The sequence below is a fragment of the Bradyrhizobium ferriligni genome (genome assembly GCF_056837965.1).
This window is the reverse complement of record NZ_JBXEJO010000084.1, coordinates 26,219-44,829: the sequence shown is the minus strand read 5'-3', so window position 1 is coordinate 44,829 and position 18,611 is coordinate 26,219. Positions and strand designations below refer to the sequence as shown.

General features: G+C 65.5%; 20 protein-coding genes, 1 pseudogene and 1 riboswitch. Of the genes and pseudogenes, 9 read left to right on the top strand and 12 right to left on the bottom strand.

Translation table 11 applies throughout. From position 1 onward, the window contains the following. On the bottom strand, positions 1–1,004 hold a 1,004-nt coding region (locus AC1VNY_RS36040; RefSeq protein WP_482408725.1), incomplete at its 3' end, for a helix-turn-helix domain-containing protein. Between the two features lie 161 nt (positions 1,005–1,165). Between AC1VNY_RS36040 and AC1VNY_RS36035 the strand changes: the two genes are divergently transcribed. Next, a complete protein-coding gene (locus AC1VNY_RS36035; protein ID WP_482408724.1) occupies positions 1,166–2,311 on the top strand; it encodes an alkane 1-monooxygenase in 1,146 nt (381 codons plus the stop codon). 43 nt (positions 2,312–2,354) lie between these two features. Here AC1VNY_RS36035 and AC1VNY_RS36030 read toward each other — a convergent pair whose 3' ends face one another. After that, positions 2,355–3,251 carry a LysR family transcriptional regulator gene (locus AC1VNY_RS36030; protein ID WP_482408728.1) on the bottom strand — a complete coding sequence of 299 codons (897 nt, stop codon included), beginning with the start codon at positions 3,249–3,251 and terminating at the stop codon, positions 2,355–2,357. 162 nt (positions 3,252–3,413) lie between these two features. Between AC1VNY_RS36030 and AC1VNY_RS36025 the strand changes: the two are divergent. The 5 genes and pseudogenes from AC1VNY_RS36025 to AC1VNY_RS36005 all read left to right on the top strand — a co-directional run bounded on the left by AC1VNY_RS36025 (position 3,414) and on the right by AC1VNY_RS36005 (position 7,612). Then, positions 3,414–4,603, top strand: a pseudogene (locus tag AC1VNY_RS36025) (MFS transporter). Continuing rightward, positions 4,600–5,070 carry a cyclophilin-like fold protein gene (locus AC1VNY_RS36020; RefSeq protein WP_482408723.1) on the top strand — a complete coding sequence of 157 codons (471 nt, stop codon included), beginning with the start codon at positions 4,600–4,602 and terminating at the stop codon, positions 5,068–5,070. Before AC1VNY_RS36025 ends, AC1VNY_RS36020 begins: the two are co-directional and overlap by 4 nt. A 33-nt stretch (positions 5,071–5,103) precedes the next feature. Next, positions 5,104–5,562 (top strand): (R)-mandelonitrile lyase, encoded by a 459-nt coding sequence (locus tag AC1VNY_RS36015; protein WP_482408722.1) that lies wholly within the window; start codon positions 5,104–5,106, stop codon positions 5,560–5,562. A gap of 28 nt (positions 5,563–5,590) precedes the next feature. Beyond that, positions 5,591–6,367 (top strand): carboxymuconolactone decarboxylase family protein, encoded by a 777-nt coding sequence (locus tag AC1VNY_RS36010; protein WP_482408727.1) that lies wholly within the window; start codon positions 5,591–5,593, stop codon positions 6,365–6,367. Between the two features lie 48 nt (positions 6,368–6,415). After that, positions 6,416–7,612: an arabinose transporter gene (locus AC1VNY_RS36005; RefSeq protein WP_482408721.1), complete on the top strand. Its 1,197-nt coding sequence runs from the start codon at positions 6,416–6,418 to the stop codon at positions 7,610–7,612. Between the two features lie 82 nt (positions 7,613–7,694). On the opposite strand, the gene AC1VNY_RS36000 is transcribed toward AC1VNY_RS36005, so the two are convergent. From AC1VNY_RS36000 to AC1VNY_RS35975, 6 genes are all read right to left on the bottom strand, one after another. Further along, positions 7,695–8,465 (bottom strand): hypothetical protein, encoded by a 771-nt coding sequence (locus AC1VNY_RS36000; RefSeq protein WP_482408720.1) that lies wholly within the window; start codon positions 8,463–8,465, stop codon positions 7,695–7,697. Between the two features lie 182 nt (positions 8,466–8,647). Beyond that, positions 8,648–9,019 (bottom strand): SANT/Myb-like DNA-binding domain-containing protein, encoded by a 372-nt coding sequence (locus AC1VNY_RS35995; RefSeq protein ID WP_016846479.1) that lies wholly within the window; start codon positions 9,017–9,019, stop codon positions 8,648–8,650. A gap of 244 nt (positions 9,020–9,263) precedes the next feature. Beyond that, on the bottom strand, positions 9,264–9,557 hold the full coding sequence (locus tag AC1VNY_RS35990) for a hypothetical protein (RefSeq protein ID WP_016846480.1): 294 nt from the start codon (positions 9,555–9,557) through the stop codon (positions 9,264–9,266). Between the two features lie 223 nt (positions 9,558–9,780). Beyond that, the gene (locus tag AC1VNY_RS35985) at positions 9,781–10,203 is read right to left on the bottom strand and encodes a zinc-ribbon domain containing protein (protein WP_482408719.1); all 423 of its coding nucleotides are present in this window, start codon (positions 10,201–10,203) and stop codon (positions 9,781–9,783) included. 211 nt (positions 10,204–10,414) lie between these two features. Continuing rightward, a complete protein-coding gene (locus AC1VNY_RS35980) occupies positions 10,415–10,876 on the bottom strand; it encodes a MaoC/PaaZ C-terminal domain-containing protein (protein ID WP_482408718.1) in 462 nt (153 codons plus the stop codon). 129 nt (positions 10,877–11,005) lie between these two features. Next, positions 11,006–11,869, bottom strand: coding sequence for a bifunctional 5,10-methylenetetrahydrofolate dehydrogenase/5,10-methenyltetrahydrofolate cyclohydrolase (locus tag AC1VNY_RS35975; protein WP_482408717.1), 864 nt, complete (start codon positions 11,867–11,869; stop codon positions 11,006–11,008). 15 nt (positions 11,870–11,884) lie between these two features. After that, a riboswitch (ZMP/ZTP riboswitch) is annotated at positions 11,885–11,964 on the bottom strand. A 216-nt stretch (positions 11,965–12,180) separates the two neighbouring features. Between AC1VNY_RS35975 and AC1VNY_RS35970 the strand changes: the two genes are divergently transcribed. Continuing rightward, positions 12,181–12,591: a hypothetical protein gene (locus tag AC1VNY_RS35970; RefSeq protein WP_028339251.1), complete on the top strand. Its 411-nt coding sequence runs from the start codon at positions 12,181–12,183 to the stop codon at positions 12,589–12,591. A gap of 137 nt (positions 12,592–12,728) precedes the next feature. Here the strand turns inward: AC1VNY_RS35970 and AC1VNY_RS35965 are convergent, their stop codons facing one another. Together AC1VNY_RS35965 and AC1VNY_RS35960 are read right to left on the bottom strand one after the other, a co-directional pair. Next, entirely contained in the window at positions 12,729–13,253 is a 525-nt protein-coding gene (locus AC1VNY_RS35965) for a hypothetical protein (protein ID WP_482408716.1), read from the bottom strand. A 215-nt stretch (positions 13,254–13,468) separates the two neighbouring features. After that, positions 13,469–14,107, bottom strand: a complete 639-nt coding sequence (locus AC1VNY_RS35960) for a hypothetical protein (protein ID WP_482408715.1) — start codon at positions 14,105–14,107, stop codon at positions 13,469–13,471. Positions 14,108–14,368: 261 nt separating this feature from the next. Between AC1VNY_RS35960 and AC1VNY_RS35955 the strand changes: the two genes are divergently transcribed. Then, on the top strand, positions 14,369–14,752 hold the full coding sequence (locus AC1VNY_RS35955; protein WP_482408726.1) for a VOC family protein: 384 nt from the start codon (positions 14,369–14,371) through the stop codon (positions 14,750–14,752). Positions 14,753–14,767: 15 nt separating this feature from the next. Here AC1VNY_RS35955 and AC1VNY_RS35950 read toward each other — a convergent pair whose 3' ends face one another. Beyond that, entirely contained in the window at positions 14,768–15,199 is a 432-nt protein-coding gene (locus AC1VNY_RS35950) for a hypothetical protein (protein WP_240537240.1), read from the bottom strand. Positions 15,200–15,436: 237 nt separating this feature from the next. Between AC1VNY_RS35950 and AC1VNY_RS35945 the strand changes: the two genes are divergently transcribed. After that, positions 15,437–15,787: a GrlR family regulatory protein gene (locus AC1VNY_RS35945; protein WP_026192881.1), complete on the top strand. Its 351-nt coding sequence runs from the start codon at positions 15,437–15,439 to the stop codon at positions 15,785–15,787. Between the two features lie 103 nt (positions 15,788–15,890). On the opposite strand, the gene AC1VNY_RS35940 is transcribed toward AC1VNY_RS35945, so the two are convergent. Continuing rightward, positions 15,891–18,572: a PAS domain S-box protein gene (locus AC1VNY_RS35940; protein WP_482408714.1), complete on the bottom strand. Its 2,682-nt coding sequence runs from the start codon at positions 18,570–18,572 to the stop codon at positions 15,891–15,893. Positions 18,573–18,611: the final 39 nt, after the last annotated feature.

Sequence of the window (18,611 nt, the reverse complement as noted above, 5' to 3'; positions counted from 1 at the left end):
CGCCCGCCCTTCTCCCCGAACCACCGCCGGCACGCGCGGCTGAAGCTGGTCGCATCGGTGTAGCCGAGCGCGGCCGCCATCTCGTCGCGCGATTGGGTGCCGGCCGCGAGCATGATCCGCGCGCGCTCGCGAAGCACGCCGTCGAGCAGCGGGCGGAAGGCGCTGCCGGTCTCGGCGAGCCGCCGCACCAGCGTTCGCCGCGAGGTGCCGACGAGGCGCGCGGCCTCCTCCTCAGCCAGGCGCTGCGGCAGGCGCGCCGCGATCAGGCGCTCGACGATCCCCGCCAGCGCCACGGTGTCGGGCTGCGGATTTTCGATCGCCTCGAGCGCTTCGATGGCCTTGGCGTGCAACTGCGGATCGGCAAACGGCGACGGCCGCGCGCCGAGCGCTTTCGGCACCTCGAAGATGAAGGCGGCAGCGTTGAACTTCACTGCGCAGGAATAATGCTGCAACAATCGCTCCGCACCCGCAGGCGGCGGCCAGGGAAATTGCAGCGTCGCCTGCCCGATCGCATCCTCGAGCAGCTGGACGTACACGGCGTGCACATTGAGGCTGACCGCCAGCGCCACGGCGTGCCACAGCGCGTCGTCCATCGCGACGGCGGGAGAGATTTCGATCTGGATCGCGCGCGCGGTCCTGCGCAGCCGGTTGCGGACGAAGGGCGCGCGGGTCGACCCGAAGCGCGCGCCGGTCGCCAACGCATCCGCGATGGTCGGCGCCGTCCTGGTCGCGACGTCGAGCGCGCCTTGCAGCGATGTCGACCACACCGCCGCGGCCGACAACGGCCACAGCTCGCCATGCCGGCGGGTGATGTTGGCCGCCAGCACCACCAGCGAGGATACCGGCATGTGAGCGCCGGGCTGGTCGAGCGCCTCGAGCCGAATTCCGCTGCCCTTCAGCAGCTCGTCGCGCTCGCTTCGCGTCTGGCCAAACGCCCGCACCAGCGCCCGCGCATAGGCCGCGGACACCGGCGTGCGAAGGGCATCGGATTCCGATCCGTGCATGGCGTCGGCGACCTCCCCCTCGCGAACGTCCGGCCGAACAGGCTTGGCGCAAAATGCCACAAAATTGGCCTGTTGTGAACTGGCGGCGCAGACCCGCCTCGCGGCATGCTTGGCCCAACAACGGCGAACGCCGCCTCGCACGGGACGCTGGAGGGAATGCGATGATCTTCACGGGCACCAATGCTGCTGGCGAAACCATCACCTACCGGGACGGCAAGCGCTATCTCTGGATGCTCTCGTTCATTCCGCCGCTGATCCCGCTGTTGTCCTACTGGCTGTTCCTGCAGACGCACAATCCGCTGGTGACGCTGATCCCCTTCATCTTCATCTTCATCCTGATCCCGCTGCTCGATGCCGTGATCGGCGAAGACACCCACAATCCGCCGGCGGAAGTGGTCGCCGCGATGGAGGCCGATCCCTATTACCTGCGGCTCGCGCGCATCACCGTGGTGTTTCCCTGGATCAACTACGTCGCGCTGATCGCCTTCTTCGGCACCCAGGATCTGCCGTGGTGGTCCTATGTCGCCTTGCTGCTCGGCGTCGGCACCATCAATGGCGGCGCGCTGCTGATCGGGCACGAGCTCGGCCACAAGGCTGACAGGCTCAACATCCTGTTCGGCATGCTCGCCAACTGCGCGGTCGGCTACGCGCATTTCCGCGTCGAGCACAATCGCGGCCATCACACCTGGGTCGCAACCCCCGAGGACCCCGCCAGCGCGCGCTTCGGTGAATCGATTTATGCGTTCGCAACGCGCGAACTGCCGGGAGCGTTCAAGCGCGGCTGGCGCAACGAGGCCGAACGGCTGACCCGACGCGGCGAGTCGGTCTGGTCGATCAACAACGAGATCCTGCAGGGCTTTGCGCTGACGCTCGTCGTCGCGGCCGTCCTGATCGCGCTGTTCGGCTGGAAGGTCGCGCCGTTCATCGTCGCGCACCATTTCCTCGGCTGGTACGCGCTGACCCAGGCCAATTATGTCGAGCACTACGGGCTGCTGCGCGAGAAGCTGCCGAACGGCCGCTACCAAGCGGTCGAGCCGCGCCACTCATGGAATACCAACCACATCGTCTCGAACCTGATGACGTTCCACCTGCAACGTCACTCCGACCATCACGCCAACCCGATGCGTCCCTATCAGTCGCTGCGCGACTTCGACGATATCCCGCGGCTGCCGAACGGTTACACCGGCATGTTCGGGCTGGCGGCGATCCCGCCGCTCTGGTTCCGCGTGATGGATCCGAAGACCCTGGCCTGGGCCGGCGGCGACAAGAGCAAGTTGAACCTCGGCGATCGGCCCGCGAGCTCGTGATCGCGGCGATCGCCCGCCGTCGCCATGCGATCGTTGGTCGTCGTCACTTGCCGTGATGCCGCAGCGCGTCGACGATGACCTTGAACGCCGGTGAGTTCTGACGACCGCTCGGGTAGTAGAGGTAGTACCCGGAGAACTTCGGCGACCAATCGTCGAGCACCAGTTGAAGAAGGCCCGATGCCAGGGCGTCAGTCACTGTCTCCTCCGGCACGTAGGCGATGCCGTAGCCCGCGATTGCGGCCTTGACCATGGGCTGGGTCGAGTTGAAAGCAAGCTGACCGTCAACGCGAACCCGCATATTCCGACCGGCCTTCCCGAATTCCCAGGCGTAGAAACCGCCGCGTGTTGTCAAACGCAGATTGATGCAGATGTGGCCGACCAGATCCTGTGGCGTCTTCGGCATGCCGTGCCTGGCGAAGTAATCGGGCGAGCCGACGGCGACCAGACGCCAGTCGGGTCCGATCCGCACCGCGATCATGTCCTTTTCGACGCTTTCCCCGAGCCTGACGCCGGCGTCGAAACCATCCTCGACGATATTGCGCAGGCCGTTGTCGCGACTGAGCTCGAGCTTGATGTCGGGATAATCGGCGAGCACCGGTTCGAGTTTCGGCCAGATCAGGTTGTCGAGCGCGTGATCCGATACGGTGATGCGCACGGTGCCGGACGGCTTGTCGCGGTATGCGGTCAGCGCTGCAATATCGGTTTCGATCTCGGCGATACGTGGCGCGAGCGATTGCCGCAGCCGCTCGCCGGCCTCCGTGGTCGAGACGCTTCGTGTCGTCCGGGCAAGAAGCCGGATTCCGAGCCGCGCCTCGAGCCGCTTGATAGTGTGGCTGAGCGTCGACTGCGTGACGCCGATCTTCGCGGCTGCCCTCGTGAAGCTGCGCTCCTCGGATACGACCAGGAACCACAACAGATCGTTGAAGTTTTCGCGCACGATCGGTCTCCGTAGCAGCGCTGCTATCGGAGTATTTATGGTCCCAGTCGATAAGTTCAAACGCATTTCCGCGTCTAATCAGGACAATCGCCGGGTGCTATCTCCCGCGCAGACGAGCCGCCAGGCCACGGCCGGACGGCGCCTTTTCCTGCGCGGTGACTGCGGATGGATGCGATCTACAACGACAAATTGGTAAGGCCACGGGCGGCCTGGGGCGCGGTATTTTCGATGGCGCTGTGCGTCGCCGTCCTGATCGCCTCCGAATTCATGCCGGTCAGCCTGCTGACGCCGATCGCCGACGGTCTTGGCATCAGCGAGGGCCGGGCCGGTCAGGCGATCTCGGTCTCCGGAATCTTCGCAGTCGTCACCAGCCTGTTCATCGCCGATCTCACCAAGCGTATCGACCGCAAGCTAGTGCTGACCTCGTTCTCGCTGCTGCTTGTCGTCTCCGGCCTCGTCGTCACCTTCGCTCCCGATTACGCGGTGCTGATGATTGGCCGCGCACTGCTTGGGGTCGCCATCGGCGGCTTCTGGTCGATGTCCACCGCCATCGTCATGCGCCTGGTACCGCACGACGCCGTGCCGAAGGGTCTCGCGATGATCAACGCCGGCAACGCCATCGCAGCGACCGTTTCCGCACCGCTCGGAAGCCTGCTCGGCGATCAAGTAGGCTGGCGCGGTGCATTCTTCCTTGTGGTACCCTTGGCACTGCTTGCGCTCATCTGGCAGTGGATTGGTCTGCCCGCGCTGCCGCCGCGACGGCGCGAGGGGTCGGGCAACGTGTTCAAGCTGCTCCTGCGCCGTCAGGTGGCGCTCGGCATGGCCGCGATCTTCCTGCTCTTCATGGGCCAGTTCGCGCTGTTCACCTATCTGTGCCCCTTCCTCGAAACCGTCACCGGTGTCGGCGTCTCCACTCTCTCGGCGATCCTGCTGCTGATGGGGCTCGCCGGCGTCGCCGGCACCTGGACGATCGGTCAGTTGCTGCAAGAAAGGCTCTACAGCATCGTCATTGGCATTCGCTTGTCATGGCGTTGCTCGCCTCGGCGCTGATCGCGCTGGGCTCGGTGCCGGCAGCGGTGACAACCCTGCTGGTCGGCTGGGGCTTCTTCGGCACGGCTGCCCCGGTCGGCTGGGGCACATGGCTGAGCCGCACACTGCCTGATGACGCCGAAGCCGGCGGTGGCTTGCAGGTCGCCGTCATCCAGTTCGCCATCACGCTCGGCGCGGCAACCGGCGGCGTTCTGTTCGACGCGCTCGGATGGTGGAGCCCGTTCGCGCTCGGCGCGGCTCTGCTGCTCGGTTCGGCGCTCGCCGCAACCGCCGCCGCCATCGAGCACGGAAGGGCCGCGCAATGAAGCGGGTCATCACTCGCCGTGTCGTGCTCCGGGGTGTCCTCGTCACGGCATCGGCTGCACCGCTCGGCGGCCTCATCGGTCCGACGCAAGGATGCGCACAGGGATTCCCGTCGATGAAGATTCAAATCTCATTCAGCGAACGGAACATGACGGCGACGCTGGAGGACAATCCGTCCGCACGCGATCTCGCCTCGATGCTCCCGCTCGGTGGCCTCACGATCGACAACTACGCGAACAACGAGAAGATCAGCTATCTGCCGCGCAAACTCACCGAGGACGGCAGCGGCCCGTTCGGCAACGAACGGCCCGGCGACGTCTGCTACTACGCGCCCTGGGGCAACCTCGCATTCTTCCATGCGGGCTACCGCTGGTCGCCGGGGTTGATCCGGCTCGGCCGCATCGACGGCAACTTCGATGCGCTGCTGATGCGCGGCAAGTTTCCTCTCCGCATCGAATCCCTGTCCTGATCCCCCTCACGAAAGAACCGGAGGAAAACGCAGATGAAGAAAGTTCTCACCGCGGCAGCCATCGGCGCGACCGGCATCCTGCCCGCGCAAGCGGATGGCATCGAAATCCGTGTCAACGGCAGCACCCCCGCGATGTTCGGCGCCGCGGATAATTTCAGCGGGCGGGCAGTCATCAGCCCGCTTTATCCGGCGACGGACTTCACGCGCGCGAGCACCGGCCTCGTCAACTTCGCGCCCGGAGCGCGCACCGTCTGGCATACGCATCCGGCCGGCCAGTTGCTCATCGTCACCACCGGCCAAGGCTGGGTGCAGGAAGACGGCAAAGACAAGCGCACGATCAATCCGGGCGATGTCGTCTGGATTCCTGCCGGCATCAAGCATTGGCACGGCGCGACCGCCACCAGTCCGATGGCGCATATCGCCGTCAGCTACATGCAGGACGGAAAGAATGTGGACTGGCTCGAGCCGGTTTCCGACGAGCAGTACCGGTAAGCGGGAGCAAGCCTTGAAAGGGTTCGCCATGAAGACTTCGACCATTTTGGCACTCGCACTATCCATGGGAGCCGCCGATGCAGAGACGAAAGCAGGCTCGCAGACCGGAAGCCTGTCTCGCGACGACGTGCGAGCGGTGTCGGCGGCGCTCGAACGCTACGCCACGAACAAGCTCGCCAACGATCTCTGGAAGCGGCCCGATCTGACGCCGCGCGATCGCAGCATTGTCACTGTCGCCGCGGTCATCTCCCGCAACCAGGGTATCCTTCTGCCCGAGCAGTTGAACCTTGCGCTGGACAATGGCGTGAGGCCCGGCGAGATTTCCGAGATCATCACACATCTGGCCTTCTATGCCGGCTGGGGCAATGCGATGGCAGCGACCGCGATCACCAAGGAAGTGTTTCGCGCGCGCGGAATTGGCCCGGATCAGCTTCCCGAAGCTTCGGTCGCTTTGCTGCCGCTCGACGAGGCGTCCGAAGCCGATCGGGCGGCCCGGGTGGCTCAAGGCACAGGACCAGCTTCGCCGGGCCTGGTGCGCGACACCGCCGAGGTCTTGTTCCGCGACCTCTGGCTTCGGCCCGACCTTGCGCCGCGCGACCGCAGTCTGGTGACGGTCAGTGCATTGATCGCCGCCGGCAAGGTGGAGCAAATTCCCTATCATCTCAACAGGGCGATGGATAACGGGCTGACACGCGCGGAAGCGTCGGAAGTGATCAGCCATCTCGCCTACTATGCCGGATGGCCGAACGCATTTTCGGCCGCTCCCGTCGCCCGCACCGTGTTCGAGAAGCGCTCTGCCAACTGATCACGTCCAAATGCGCCGCGTGCATCTGTGAAGGCGGCCGGTTACAACATGTCGCGTTCGCTCTCGCCATCCAGTGCGGCACGATCCGCCGCCATCACCTTGCTGCCGGTCATGGCGGCCGTACTGGCAGGCTTTCTCGTCGTCGGCGCCGCATTGCCGGTGCTTCCCCTGCATGTGAGCCGGGATCTCGGCTTCGGAAGCGTCGTTGTTGGGATGGTGGCCGGCACGCAATTCGCGGCGTCTTTGCTCTCCCGGGTGTGGTCCGGCTCGTATTCCGATACGAAGGGAGGAAAACGCGCCGTCGTGACAGGTCTCGTCACCGCGGCGGTTGCCGGCCTGTTGTATCTTCTGTCGTCGGTCTTCGAGAGTACGCCGACGCTTTCGATAACGATTCTTCTCGTCGGACGCGCGGCGCTCGGCGGCGCCGAGAGCTTCATCGTCACCGGTGGCGTGAGCTGGGGACTTGCCCTCGTCGATCCCGCGCACGCCGGCAAGGTCATTGCATGGGTCGGGACGGCGATGTTCGCGGCGCTGGCCTGTGGCGGACCGCTCGGTGCGCTGCTGTTCGCGTCGCATGGCTTTGTGACGATCGGCGCTTTCAGCACCGTGTTGCCGCTGCTCGTCCTCTTGCTGCTGGTGCGGGTGAACGGGCCCCTGGCGCAGCCGCGGCCGGCGAAATCCGACGTCGGATACGTCATCGGCGCGGTGTGGCTGCCGGGCGTTGCCGCGGCGCTCAGCAGCATCGGGTATGGAGCGATCCTCGCCTTCAGCTCCCTCCTCTACGCCGTCAGGCACTGGCAACCGATCTGGCTGGGCTTTACGGCCTTCGGCGTCGCGCTGATCGGCGTGCGCGTCGTGTGCGGTCATCTGCCGGACAAATTCGGCGGCGCCAGGATCGCCCTCTGGTTCGTGCTGGTGCAATCAGCCGGGCTGGTCGTCATGGGGCTCGCGCGAGACGGCGCGACCGCATCCGTCGGCGCCGCGCTTGCCGGCCTGGGCTATTCTCTCGTCTTTCCGGGGCTGGGCGTCGAGGCCGTTCGGGGCACCTCACCCGAACATCGGGGGCTGGCAATGGGCCTCTACACGGCGTTTCTCGATGTCGCCATGGCGATCGGAAGTCCGCTGCTGGGCTGGATCGCCGATCGGGACGGTTTGAGCGCGGTATTCATCGTCAGCGGCGGCGTCACGCTTTGCACGGCGGCCATTGCCGCGCGCCTCGTCGGCAGGGAGCGCGCGACGCGCTAGATGAGATTGGCCTGAATGATCATTGCGCCCTGGCTCGTTGCTTGAACATGCGCTTGCAAAGTGTCGTGCCGCCTTGTCCGGGTCAGCGCCGTTTCATGGCGCCGATGCCGAGGAATGAGCCATTGACGGACGGATACTGGCTGGTGAATTCGAACGTATCGAAGCTCGGCGCCTCGAACTGCTTCAGCGCCTTCCAGAGCAGCGTGGTATCGGGACAGGCCTGGGAATGGATGTCATGATGCACGATGATACGGGCGTGCGAACGCACCAGCAGATGATCCTGTAGCGCACCGCGCAGGCTGTGATCGCCGTCGATAAAAACGAAGTCCGGCTTCAGCCGGTCGACATGCGCACCGACCAGCGGCGAGGTTGAAAAATCCTGCATGTAGATCGGCTCGATAGCGGCCTGCTGCTGCAGCAGATCGAAATAGGCCGAGATGAACGGCGTCGGCGCGATCGGATCGAGTGCAATCACGGTCTTCAGGTCGGCGCCGCTGTTCCTGAGCCATTCCGTCACCAGGATGAACATGCCGCCCCAGCGGCAGCCGATCTCCATGTATGAGGAGATGCCGGACGCATTGCGCGCAAGCCAGGCGAGATATGGCGCAAGCTGGTTCGGATATTGCCAGAGGTGGAGGCCCTTGCCGAAGCTCGGCGCCAGCTCCGGCGGCTGCTCGTGAAGCAGTTCGTCATTGAGCCCCAGCGCAGGGATGAATTCGCGTTCGAGGAAATCCGCATCCAACCGCTGAGCCGGGGTCAACGCGCCGATGGTACCGATCGCCTCGTGAACGAAAGGCGCAAGATCGGCGAAACGCTGGTATCGGTCGGCTTGGGCTTGCTGGGCGTTGAGCATCGGGGCAATCAGATCGGAGGGTGGACGGGAGACCGCTGGTCGTCGCGCCTCCAATCATTGAACGGACCAGGCAGCCGTCTCGGGCGCAAAATCTTGCGTTCGGTGTCGAATAGCCGCCCGCTCGCACGGCGCCGGGCGAGCCGCTTCGGCGCAGTGCTTCGAACGCGCAGCCTGCTCCGCTCTCACCCGCTCGGAATCTTCCGCCGCACGGCCTCCACGCCGGCATCGGTCACGTTGTATCTGCGCCCCATCTCGGGGACGATCCAGCCCTTCTCGATCATTCCGGCAATGGTGCTCGGCCCGACGCCCGCGGGAAACGGACGGCGGTTGCGGATCGCGTCGATCGCGACCCGCTCGAGATGGGTGGCGACATGCGACGGGCGCGCGCGAAACGCCTTTGCCATGATCAGAACCGACAGGACCTCGGCGCGCCGGCGCACGGCCGAAGCGCTGCGGGTCAGTTCGTTGCTGATCTCGAGAGCGTTCTTGCCGGCCCTGGCGAGTTCCCTGAGCTTCTCGTCCTCGTCAGGGCTCCAGCGCCGCACGATCCCCATCTGCCCCTCACCGCCTGGATACCCATCTCGAACCGATGCATACGCAGGCGGTGCTGATTTGCCATGTGACTTTCGGCACCTCTTGATCTGACGTCGGGGCTGTCGCCATCAGGACGGCCGATCGCGGGTGCCGCGCGATGCAGCACAAAGAGCATGATCCGATTGAATCGGATCATGCTCTCAATCCCCTTGCTTGGTGGCGTTTTGCTTGCGCGAACCGGTATCCACTTCGCGCTGGAACGCTTCAGTGCTTGCTGGGTTCAAGCGCGATGAGCACGCCGGTCGGCTCGGGCTCGTGCGGCCGAAGCGACGTCAGCTCCGGATCGCTCCACTCGGCGAGACTGACGACCTCGCCCGTCTGCCCCGGCATGTCGGAGGTCTGGGCCGGTTCGAGCACCTTGAGCCCGCTGGTGTCGACGAAGAATGTGTGCTCACCGAACACGCTGTTCAGTTGCGCCACGGCCGGGTGATCGTCCGGAAGCACCTGGGCATTCAGTTGCGTCATGGTCTGCTTGACTTGCGTGGAATTGAGTTTCATCCGCTGCTCCTTCTCGTTGGTTCCGGCCGCGATGGTTTCCTTGACAGGTTTCCTTGACAAGTTTCCTTGGCTGGTTCCTCCCCGCCCGCACCCCACATCGGGGGCTTCAAGGTCTCGAACCAATCAGGCAACGAAACGTTCCGCACGCGCGACGCATTGACCGCCTGCGCACTGGTTCCCCGCGTATCAGATGTGAAGTGCGGCTCTGAAGTCACGCCCATCGCTACGAGACGGGAGGTTTCTTCCTTGCGAGTCCTTCCAGATGCACGCGGCGTGCGGCGGATTTGCGCGCGCGCTCCCTGGTGCGGCAGGCCCGGCAGCGCACCGCCGCGGTAAATACATCGCCCTTGGCGGTCTCGTACCACCATTTCTGCTGCAACGGCGTCCAGACCTCGGCAACGCCGCAGTCCTTGCAGACGAAGGGCTCCGGTCGATAGGTTCCGCGCAGAACGAAATCGGGAGTCGAATAGCTGTTCGATGGCGCGAGCCGCGTCGTATCCACGGCAACCTCGTCGCGCGCCAGGGCAATCTTGTAGTCGCGAAGCCGTTGCCGTTCAGCGGCGCGTTGCGCCTGGATGCGGCGCCATTCCTCGGCCTTGCGCCGCCTGGCTTCGATCTCTCCGTGCGTCTGCTTGCTGCGTTTCACGTCGGCACATCCGTCTGGGTCGAATGCCTTCGGCGCATCGACGAAGTCAACACCGGGCAGCACGACTCGTCGATGATGACGTCATTAATACGCTGCTGTTCTGCCGCCAGCCTGTCATATTTGCCGCAACATTGCGCCACGACAAGATCGCGTGCGGAAAACACATAGTGGCGTTGGCCGCCGTCCGAGGCGGATGACTTCGGGATACCCCTCAGCCGAGTTGCGGCCGCCCCTGCTCCGCCGGCCGCATGTGGATCAGCGCGTCGAGCACGAGGACAAGAACGGGGCGCTGCTCGTCGTTGACCAGCTCCGTCTTGAAGATCACGACGGCGTCGCGACGCTCCGGCCTGATTGTGATCTTCTGGATCCGGGATTGGCCCGTGAGCGTGGCGCCGGGCCGAACCGGGCTCGGCAGGCGAATCTCGAAGCTCCGCCCGACGATCCCCGCCACCTTGGTCCAGATCGCCTCCACGACGAGCCGCTGATAGATCGCAATGGTGTTGAAGCCGCTTGCGATCAGGCCGCCGAACGGGCCCACTGCCGCCGCGACGGGATCGGTATGGATCGGCACCGGATCATATTTCCCGGCGAACTCCAGGATCTCGGCCTCACCGATGGTGTAGCTGCCAAGCCTGAACGTCTGGCCCTCGGTGAGATCTTCCGCATACAGCATCGCGCGCCTCCATCTGTCGCGCGATGCTAGACCAATGGTGCGGGCTTTCCATTACCCCGGACGTCATGAACTTCGCGCGCGATACACGGGCGACACCCGCCGCGCGCATATCGCCGCAGGCATCCCGCGCTATTGCAGCCGGGCCGCCCTCGCCTTTGCGGCCTTCACCGTGTTTTCCATCAGGCAGGCGATCGTCATCGGGCCGACGCCGCGCGGCACCGGCGTGATCGCGCCGGCGACCTGCACAGCCTCGTCGAACGAGACGTCGCCGCACACCGCATAGCCGCCGTCCGGCTTCACGACGCGCGTGGTGCCGACGTCGATGACGATGGCCTGCGGCTTGATCCAGTTGCCGCGCACGAGGCCGGCCTTGCCCACCGCGCTCACCAGGATGTCGGCCTCGCGGCAGATCCTGCTGATGCCGCGGGTGTGGATATGGGTCTGCGTCACGGTCGCGTGCTCCTGCAGCAGCAGCGCGGCCATCGGCTTGCCGACGATGTTGGAGCTGCCGATCACCACGGCATGGGCGCCGGTGAGGTCTGGCAGGGTCGATTTGATCAGCCGGAGACAGCCGAGCGGCGTGCACGGCACCAGCGCATCGTCGCCGTGAAACAGCCGGCCGGCGTTCAGGGCGTGCAGGCCGTCGACGTCCTTGGCGGGATCGACCGCCGCCATCACGCGCAAGGCGTCGATATGCGCGGGCAACGGCAGCTGCACGAGGATGCCGTCGATATCGTCGCGTGCATTCAGCGCCTCTACGCTGGCAAGCAGATCGGCCTCGCTGGCATCACCCGGCAGGCGTGCGACCTCGCCGCGCAGGCCGAGCCGTTCGGCCATCCTGACCTTGCTCTGCACATAGATCTGGCTCGCCGGGTCACAGCCGACCAGCACGACCGCAAGCCCCGGTGCGCGGGGCAGCCGGTCGAGTTCGCCAGCAATCTTGTCGATGACAATTTGGGCATGTGCATGCCCATCGAGAATGTTCGCCGTCATGGCACCTCCGTTTCGAAGCGGTGCCCAGGCGCGCGGCGTTCAGTCTCTGCGCTCCCCGATGGTGGTCCATCCAAGCGCCAGTCGCGCAGATGGCGTCGTCATAGCCGCCCCGCCGGGCAAAGGCAATTCACGCTTTCCCGCGGGTCAAACGGCGACGAATTGCCCTCACTTTTGCCGGTGGATCGGTGCCGGGCGGATCGCCTCTGGGGTAGGATTCGGGCAAGACTTGCGTTAAGTCTCGGCGCTTGCCGGGCTTTTCCGATCCCCGGCGCCATCCTTCCGGTCATCACGCCATTTCGGACATTTTCGACATGAGACATATCATCCTCGCGCTGGCGCTCTTCTGCCCGGCTGCCGCGCTTGCCCAAGGCACCACGCCGGCCCCCGCCGACGCAGACAAGCCGGCGGCGGCGACGTCGCAGCCAATGGTCGGCGACAAGCCGCTGGTCCAGGTCGGCAAGAAGTCGGCCGCCAAGAAGGGCGAGAAGCCTGCCGCGCCCGGCAAGCCGCAATCGGTCGCCCAGAAGCTTCAGGCCTGTCAGGACATCGACGACGCCACCAAGGAGCGGCTGATCTGCTACGACGAGATTTTCAAGCCGCAGCCGAAGCCGAAGGCCGCCCCGGCCAAGGGCGTCAACGATTGCCGCTTCGTGAAGGAAGAGGACGAGCGGCTGACCTGCTACAACGGCTTCGCGGACAAGATTCCGCGCCTGCCGCGCTAAAGGTCCTGCCGCGCTAAAGGTAGCGAGCGGCGCTCGGACGCCGTCTCGGATCCGTCCACCCGCCTGATCGCGGACATGAAAAAGCCGCCGCAAGTGTTTGCGGCGGCGGATCGATTGCCGGCTGCGGCAGCCCTTTCTTACCAGGTGCCGAAGCCGCCGAAGAAGCCCATGCGCTGCTGCTGCGCGACGCGGTAGGGCTGATACATGCCGGGCTGTGCCAGCCGCATCGGCTGCTGGGGATGGGCATGGTAGCGCGCGACCTTGCGCTTCTTCGGCGCCTGAGGCTGGGCCTGCGCCGGCTGCTCGGCCGGCTTTGCCTCGGCCGCGACCTTCTGCGCGTCAGCCTTCTCCGGCGGAATGAACTGGGCGAACGTATTGCGGACACGGGCTTGCGCCGACGCGTCACCCGTAGCCGACGGGACGGCCGCGGCGACCGCGTTGACCTGCGCTGGAACAATGGTCGGCAAATTGGTGTCGTAGACCACCCGCTCGGGCAATTTCTGGATCGACTTGATGCGCACCATGGTCTTGTCGACGCCCGGCGAAGACAGGCCCTGGTTCTGGCCGGCGACCACGGCCTCCTGCGGCACGATAGAATTGACGACGAAGAGCAGCGCGAGCAGCACTCCACCAACGAACAGGAAATAACGCGCCACAGGCATTTTGGTAGCTCCCCCCGCGCAGCGGGCGCGGTTCATCTCGGCGCGACGACATCAGTCATCGCGCGGGCGATTTCATCGTCTGCGCATGATCATCCCGGACGCGGTCCGCGCTCCCGGGTCGTTCGCTAACGGCTGGTTTATTAGTTAGTTCCTGTCCGGCCGTTACGGTTCACCCGGCAAGTCAATTCGCGGTCACTTTTTCGGGATGCCGGGACTTAAAGGCGGCTCGCCGTCACGACCGAACATCTCGCCTTGTTTGCGTTCACATTGACGAACCCGACCAACATCCGCGAGTAGGTCTTGCGGCTTTTCATGGCGATGGTGTCGGAGATCAGCCGTTTGCGCTCGGTCAGCGGCCGACCGTCCCGGCGGATGAAGGCGCAGGCGATCTCGATATCCTTGACGGCGAAATCATTGGCATTGCGCAGCGTCAGGGTGACGAGCGCCTTCGAACCCAGCCCGCCGCGCCGCCACGATTGCGAGGCGATCCGCAACCTGTCCAGCGGCGACCTTTCAGCGCCAGGCCCGGACGACCTGGCCTCCTCGGCCCCCTGTGGGGCGGTGGCCACGCCGACGGTGGTCGGCTCGTCAGCCGGTGCGGCCAGCGCATCCCTCGCGGCCTGATTTGTGATTTGGGCGGGTTGCGCGCCGGTCGAGGCGTTCTGCGCGGTGCGGACGATGCTGGACGACACCGGCCAGACATCCTGGTCTCCGGCGTCGCTCGGCTCGGGGAGCATGAACCAGGCGGCGATCCCGGCGAGCGCAATCAGCGGCAGCAGCAGGCTGGCGTAGAAGCCGCCCTCACCGAGACGTCCGGCGGCCAACCTCCGAAACGACGCCAAGCCGATCCGCATCGTCGTGCCCTCACCCTGGCGACCTGATCGGGCCGCCCCCACACAGAGAGGAAGCCGCACCGCGCGGCTTCCGGGGCGGCCGCAGGTCGAGCGGCCACGCGAAGACAATCGCTGACAGCCTCAATGGTTTCATTCCGGGACGACAATCTTGCGGCCCGCAGCACGGAGGGATGGCCTCACGGCCGGCCGCTCGCTAAGTTCGCGCCGCCCGAGAGCGAGTGCCGCGCACCCGAGCGGCGCGAGAACAACAAGGAGATCGCAATGCCTGTCGTCACCTGGGACCACGTCCACCTGCGCAGTCCCGATCCCGAGGCCACCGCGACCTGGCTGCGCGACGTTCTCGGCGGCGAGATCATCCGCGGCCCCGGCCGCATCGACGTCCAGCTCGGCGGCGCCAAGGTGTTCATTGCGGAGGTGACCCAGGGCGACGGCGTCAACGCCGCGCCGGTGACGCCCTATCAGGGGCTCGATCATTTCGGGCTCACGGTGAAGGACATCGACGCGGTTGCAGCCGAGATCAAGGCCAAGGGCGTCGAATTCACCAAGGAGCCAACCACGATCCGTCCCGGCGTGCGGATCTGCTTCATCCGCGGCCCGCAGGGCATCTCGATCGAATTGCTCGAGCGCGACCAGAAATACGTCTAAGCCACGCGTGCGGCGCTAAGTCATGCTGCCCGGCATGAAGCAGCGGATCGTCACGCCCATGTAACTCGGAATCGGCCAGACCATGGCACGACCGACCCGGTTGGGCTCGGTGACCACGGCCTCGTCGGGGACATCGATCCACGCCCCGTCGAGGCGGACACGATAGTGCCCGTCCTTGGATTCCCAGTCGACATCGCTGACCGCTGTGCCGTCGGCATCCGAACAGCACGGCCCTTTGCCGCTGCGCAGGCCGTCGAACCATTCCTTCAGCGGCGAATTGGCGTAGCGGCCGTCGGGATCGCGCGCCTGCGCGATTCGCACGGCCGCGACCAACACCAGCGTTATCAACCCGAGGAATACGATGACGTGGCCCGCATGACGGGCCGAAGTTCCATTGAGCCTGCGAGGGCGTGCCCAATGGCCACCGGATTCAATCCAGTCAGACATGTGTTTGCTCCAGCACTCACCGGCCAGTGCAACCAGAGCTATGCATTTCGCGGGCCACTTTGATTCGCGCGTACGGTCCGCTGTCATCGCGCCGTCACACTGCCTGGCAGGAACCGAGGGTGTCACCCGAACGCGGGACACCCGGGAATCAACCTGCCGCATTGCACGAGGTTGCTCGCTTTGGCATAAAAAACCAACTGGCTTGCCGTGGGCGCGGCGGCCAGCAATCGGGACGTCATGAAGAACGGACTTTACTCAATTCACGTCACCCTGCTGGACGGTCGCGTCGGTAAGGGCAGCGGCGTCATTCTCTTCCGCGACGGCCAGATTCTGGGCGGCGACGCCTATCTCTACTACACCGGCAGCTACACGGTGAAGGGCGATGCCTTCAAGGGCGAGGTCCTTGTGCAACGCCACACGACGCCGCGTGACACCGACAACCCGCTGTTCGGCGGGCCTGCGCCCGTCGGCATCGGCGTCTCCGGCACCTTCACCGACACCCGCGGCACCATGAGTGGGACCGCACTGGTCGGCAAGGCGAGCCTGATCTTCGGCGCCACGCTGCACAAGCTCGCGGATATCAATTAGCGGTGTGAAACCATCAGACCCGTCATCCCCGCGCAAAGGCTTCGCCTTTGCGCGGGGATGACGGATCGAGAGCAAACGCGCGGTTGGCCACTACGCTTCGTGCCTACTCCGCGGCCTGCTCCAGCGGCGCGACGCGCGGCAGGATCATCTGGATGCGTGTGCCGTTGCCCGGCGCGGAATCCAGCGAGAGCCGGCCGCCGAGCCGCGTGGTGACGATGCTGTAGACGATGTGCAGGCCGAGCCCGGTGCCGCCCTGATCGCGCCGCGTCGTGAAGAACGGATCGAAGGCGCGGCGGCGCACGTCGAGGCTCATGCCGCAGCCATTGTCGGCAAAGATCACCTCGACATTGTCGCCTCCGGCGGCGTGGACCTGGATCTCGACCTCACCGGCCTTGCCGTCCGGGAACGCATGCGCGACCGCGTTGAGGAACAGATTGGTCAGCACCTGGCCATACGGTCCCGGATAGGAGTTCATAATCAGGTTCGGCTCGCAATCGATGTTGAGCGTCAGGTTGTGCTTGCGCAGGCCAGGCCGCAAGCTCATCACCACCTGCTCGGTGAGATCGCCGAGATCGAAGGTGCGCTGGTCGGAATAGTTGCGGTCGGCGGCGACCTGCTTGAACGACTGGATCAGCTCCGCGGCGCGGTTGAGATTGGCGACGAGTTGCGAGGAGGCATCGCGCGCCGTGTTCAGGAAGTCGTTCAGGCTGGAGCGGCGCAGGTCGCCGCGCTCGACCTGGGTGGCGAAATTCGCGGTCTTGCGCTCCAGCGCGGACGCCACCGTCAGGCTGATCCCGACGGGATTGTTGACCTCATGGGCGACGCCGGCCACCAGGCGGCCGAGCGCGGCGAGCTTTTCGGCCTCGATCAGCGAATTCTGGGTTTCCCGCAGATTGCGCAGCGCGGCCTCCGCGGAATCCCGCGCCTTGCGCATCTCCTGCTCGGAGCGCTTGCGCTCGCCGATGTCGAGCGCGACCGTGACGATGTTCTCGATGTCACCCTGCGCATCGAGGATCGGCAGCTTGTTGACCAGCCACTGCCGCATGTTGCCGGCGACGTCCTTGTACTCCTCTTCATAGAAGCCGAGCTCGCGGCGCGCCGACAGGACGCGCTTGTCGTTCTCATCGGTCTTGGCCGCGCCGTAGCGCGACATCAAATCGCCGGTGGTCTGGCCGATCGCGTCCTGCGGCTCGATGCCGAAGATCCCCGCCATGTAGCGGTTCATCAGCACGTAGCGCAGGTCGCGGTCCTTGACGTTGATGACGGCGGGCACCGTGTCGATGACCATCTGCAACAGCCGCCGGCCTTCGGCGATCGCGTCTTCGGCGCGCTTCTGGTCGGTGATGTCGCGCACCGTGCCCTCGTAGCGGACCACCTCGCCCTCGTCGTTGCGGACGACGGTCGCCGAATCGGACAGCCACAGCACCGTGCCGTCGCTCGCGCGCACCTGATACTCGTAGTCGCGCACCATGCCATCGCGCTGCATCAGCTGCTGGTACTGCTCGCGCGCCGCCGGATCGACATAGACGGTGGTTGCGATGTCGTCGATACCCTTGATCAGGTCTTGCGGCGTGCCATAGCCCATCATCCGCGCGAGCGCCGGATTGGCGTTGAGCAGCGCGCCGCCCGGCGTCGTGACGTAGATGCCCTCGACCGACGCCTCGAACAGCTTGTGGTAGCTCTCCTCGGCGAGCCGCTGCTCGGCTAGCGCACGCAGCGCCGCCTCGCGCGCGCTGTCGGCGTCGACCAGAGTCTGGCGGAACACTTCGGCGGCACGCGCGATGTCGCCGATCTCGTTGTCGAGGTCGGCGCCGGGAATGAACGCGCTCTTCTCGCCGCCGGCGACCTTGCGGATCGAGCCCGCGATCCTGGCGAGCGGCCGGACGGTTCGGCGAACCACCAGCACCGACGCGAACAGGCCGATCAGCACGCCCGCCGTGCCGAGCACGATGCTCTGCCATTTTGCTTCAGCCAGCGTCCGGGCAAAATCGCGCGACAGCACGTGGCCGCGGCGAGAGCTGAGCTCGCGGAGCAGCTCGGTGACCTTCTGGATCAACCGGCCTTCGGCGCCGAGCACCTCCTTGTCGATGTCGGCGATCTGGCCCTCGCGCACCGAGACCGCGATGATCGCCTCGGCATAATTGTCGACGGCGCCGCGCAGCGCGGGATCGGAGATGGTCATCGCCCGCATGCTCTGCGCGGCCTGCTCGGCGGCGGACGTGTTGTGCGCCAGCAGCGCGGTGGCAATCCGGCTCTGGGATTGCGACAGCGCATTGGCCAGCGCCGCATCGTTGCTCGCGGCGGTCGCCTTGTCGAAGGCGTCGCGCAGCGGCGGCAGCCCGGCGACCAGCTCGGCTCGGCGACTGAGCAGCGCCGAGATGCGCTCGATGCCGTTGCGATAGGTCGCCAGACGTTGGGTGACGCCGTCGATCATGTCCTGCTGCTCGGGCGCCAGCTTGATGCGGGTCTTTTTCAGGATCTCGCTCAGCGACTGGGCCGCCTCCGCGACCTGGACCGACTGGCTGCCCGGCTCGGTGACGAAATCGCGCGCCGCGAGCCGCAACTCGTTCATGCGGCGGTCGATATCCTCGGCGATGTCGCCGACGCTCTGCAGCCGCTGCAGCTCGGCGAAGGTCGTATCGATGTGACGGATCGCGATCACGCTGGCGGTGGATGTGATGATGATCACAGCAAGGACCAGCAGGAAGCTGCCGAACGTGAGCTGGCCAATGGAGAGGGAGAACGCACGCGGCGCTTGCGAATTCGGCGGCAATTCAGCGGTCATGTCATCAAGGCCGGGGTCCAATGGGCCCCAATATATGGG